General features: G+C 32.9%; 2 protein-coding genes. Both read left to right on the forward strand.

Features of this window, described 5'->3' with window-relative positions; genetic code table 11:
* On the forward strand, nucleotides 1-639 hold a 639-nt coding region (locus ACIQZC_RS09745), incomplete at its 5' end, for a gliding motility-associated C-terminal domain-containing protein (RefSeq protein ID WP_396139036.1).
* A gap of 110 nt (nucleotides 640-749) precedes the next feature.
* Complete coding sequence (locus ACIQZC_RS09750; RefSeq protein WP_396139037.1) at nucleotides 750-3,782, forward strand: amidohydrolase family protein; 3,033 nt, start codon at nucleotides 750-752, stop codon at nucleotides 3,780-3,782.
* Nucleotides 3,783-3,902: the final 120 nt, after the last annotated feature.

Consider the following 3,902-nt stretch of genomic DNA (forward strand, 5'->3'; position numbering starts at 1 on the left):
ACTGGAAATGGTACAGGTATTGTTCGTGAATTAATTGAAAATAATAACTCAGCACAAATTGTAATTCAGCTGATAGTTTCACCTACTTTTAATGTGTTAGAAGATATTAAATCGTGTAATTTAGGTTTCTCTCGAGGCATTTTTGATTTTTCAAATTATGAAGAACTTATTAAAACAGACCCAAATGACACAGTATCATTTTATGAAAGCAATTCAAATGCAATTGCGGCTATTTACCCAATATTAAACACCTCTAGTTATGAAGCACAAACTACTCCTAAAGAAATTTTTGTTCGAATAGATAACGAAAATTGTTACGCCATTAGCTCCTTTAATTTGACAACAAGAAATTGCCCGCCTACAGTTTACAATGCTGTTTCTGCAAATGGAGATGGTTTAAACGATACTTTTTTCATTGACGGTTTGCGTGATGTTTTTGTGAATTTTAAATTAGAAATATACAATCGTTGGGGAAAACATCTATGGACAGGAACAAACAATAAAGAAAATTGGGACGGAACTGTTGAACATGGATTTGGAGATTATAAAGCACCCGATGGTACTTATTTTTACTTACTGTATCTTAACGACCCAGATTATCCTGAAACACTAGTGGGATACTTGTATATTGCACAGTAATTATTTTCAAAAAATAGTATTTATAGTAGTCAACAAATGTTAAATTCTAAATTCATATCCTCTTACATATCAGATAATTTTTATCTTTAACCTTTCCTTAAATAAAAAAAATGAGAAAATTATTAGTATTACTCCTGTTTTTGTTGACTATTTCAGGTCATTCACAAGAATATTTCCCAAAAAATGATGGTGTAAAACAAAGCTTTAAAAATTACACAGCTTTTACAAACGCTACAATTTATTTATCTGCGACTCAAAAAATTGAAAAAGCAACCTTATTAATTAAGGAAAATAAAATTATTGAAGCAGGGACAAATGTTACTATCCCAAGAGGTGCTGCAATAATAGATGCTTCAGGTAAAACAATCTATCCTTCGTTCATCGATTTATACAGCGAATTTGGAATTAACAAACCCAATGCGAGACCTTCTGGGAATTTCACGCCACAATATGATGCCAATCGCGAAGGATTTTATTGGAACGACCACATAAAACCAGAATACAATGCTTACGAAAACTTAAATTACGATTCAAAAGGAGCTGGTAATCTGAGAGAAGTTGGTTTTGGAACGGTTTTAAGCCATCATAACGATGGAGTAATTGCAGGAACAGGTTTGCTTTGGACTCTAAATGACTTTGGTACTAATGCAGATAGAATGTTGAAAGATAAAGTTTCGCAACATTTTACTTTTAGCCGAAGTAAATTTACAAAACAAAGTTATCCTTCATCAATGATGGGAAGTATGGCATTACTTCGCCAAGTATTTCACGATGCAAAATGGTATGCACAAGGAAACGCTTCCAATAAAGATTTTTCATTAGAAGCATTCAATTCAAATAAATCACTACTGCAAATTTTTAATGCAGGAGACAAATTAAATGCCCTAAGAACAGCAAAATTAGGAGATGAATTCGGAATAAAATACCTAATCAAAGGGAGTGGAAACGAATTTGAGCGCATTGATGAAATCAAAAAATCGGGTGCAACATTTATAATTCCAATAAATTTTCCTGATGCTTATGATGTTTCTGATCCTTATTTAGCCCAACAAGTAAGCTTGAGCGATATGAAATTTTGGAATCAAGCACCTTTCAACCTGAAAATTCTAGCCGATAATAATATTTCGTTTGTATTAACGACATCAGATTTGAAAGAAACAAAATCGTTCTTGTCAAACTTAAGAAAAGCCGTTTTGTATGGTTTACCAAAAGAAAAAGCATTAATAGCCTTAACCGAAGCACCGGCAAAATTAGTAAATCAATATGATAAAGTAGGTTCTATTTCAAAAGGAAAACTGGCCAACTTCATCATTGTTTCTGGTGATCTTTTTGAAGAAAAAAGCACTATTTTAGAGAATTGGGTTCAAGGAAACCAAAACATAATCGATAAAATCAACCCAACAGATATTAGAGGAACGTATGATTTAGTATTCGATAATCATAAATTTGAATTAAAAATCGATGGTGAAACATCAAAATTTGAAGCCAAAGCCGTTAAAGATAGTATCAATTTTGGAACTAAAATCCAATTTAATGATCCTTGGGTAAATTTGGTTATCAAAAACCAAGATACTACAAAAGCAAATTTTGTAAGACTTTCTGGAACTTTTTCAAAAGATCTAATGCAAGGAAAAGCGGTTTTAGAAAACGGTAATGAAACTTTTTGGACCGCTACTAAAAAAGTAACTGAAGTTAAAGAAGAAGTTAAAAAGAAAGAAGACAAAAAAGAGGAACCAAAAGCACCTTCAATTTATGCCGTAACCTTTCCAAATATTTCTTTTGGAAATGAAATAAAACCAAAACAAGAAACTATTTTATTTAAAAATGTTACGGTTTGGACTGGTGAAAAAGAAGGAAATCTCAAAGAAACCGATGTATTAATTCAAAACGGTAAAATTGTAAAAATTGGCAAAAACTTACCTACTTCAGGGGCAAAAGTGGTTGATGGAACTGGCAAACATTTAACTGCAGGCATCATTGATGAACATTCACATATTGCTATTTCTAATGGAGTTAATGAAGGTGGACAAAATTCATCGGCAGAAGTAACGATTGAAGATGTTGTAAATTCAGAAGACATCAATATTTATCGAAATTTAGCGGGTGGTGTTACTTCGGCGAATTTATTGCATGGTTCAGCGAATCCTATCGGTGGTCGTGCAGCTTTCATAAAATTAAAATGGGGATATGCTCCAGAAGAAATGCTGGTAAAAGAAGCTCCAAAATACATCAAATTTGCCTTAGGTGAAAACGTAAAACAATCAAATTGGGGGGACAATGCAAGAAATCGTTTTCCGCAATCGCGAATGGGAGTTGAACAAGTTTATGAAGATTATTTTACAAGAGCTATCGAATATAAAAACGAATGGGATACTTACAAATCGGGTAAAGTGAAAAATAAAATACTACCAAGATTTGACATCGAAATGGAAGTTTTAGGCGAAATTTTAGCTAAAAAACGGTTTATTACTTGTCACTCATACGTGCAATCGGAAATTAATATGTTGATGAAATTAGCCGAACGCTACGGCTTCAAAATTCAAACCTTTACACACATTCTTGAAGGTTATAAATTAGCCGATAAAATGTCGGCACACGGAGTTGCAGGTTCAACTTTTGCCGATTGGTGGGCGTACAAATATGAAGTTAATGATGCTATTCCTTACAATGCGGCAATTATGCAAAATGAAGGGGTTAAAGTTTCTATTAATTCAGATGATGCAGAAATGTCTCGTCGTTTAAATCAAGAAGCTGCTAAAACAGTGAAATATGGAAATGTAACCGAAGAACAAGCATGGAATTTTGTAACCTTAAATCCTGCAAAAATTCTTCAAGTTGATAACAAAGTAGGAAGTATTAAAGTAGGTAAAGATGCCGATGTGGTCCTTTGGTCTGATAGTCCTCTATCCATCTATACAAGAGCCGAAAAAACGTTAGTAGACGGAATTATTTTCTATGATTTAGAAAAAGAGCAAGAAGTGATGAGTGCAATCCAAAAAGAAAGAGCCGAATTGATAAACTCAATGTTAGACGCTAAAAATAAAGGAATGAAAACACAATTGCCTAAGAAAAAAGAAAACGGTCACTATCATTGTGATACCTTAGGAGAATATTGTAAAGAATCTCACTACAAATACAATTAAGATGAAAAAATATATCGTTATTTTATTTATTTCTTTGTTTGGGTTTGCCCAACAAACACCGGCGCTAAAACAAAGTAAAACCATTTTAATTCTTGGTGCTAAAGCGCATTTAGGAAATGG

The organism is Flavobacterium sp., from assembly GCF_044338735.1.
Classification (GTDB): Bacteria; Bacteroidota; Bacteroidia; order Flavobacteriales; family Flavobacteriaceae; genus Flavobacterium.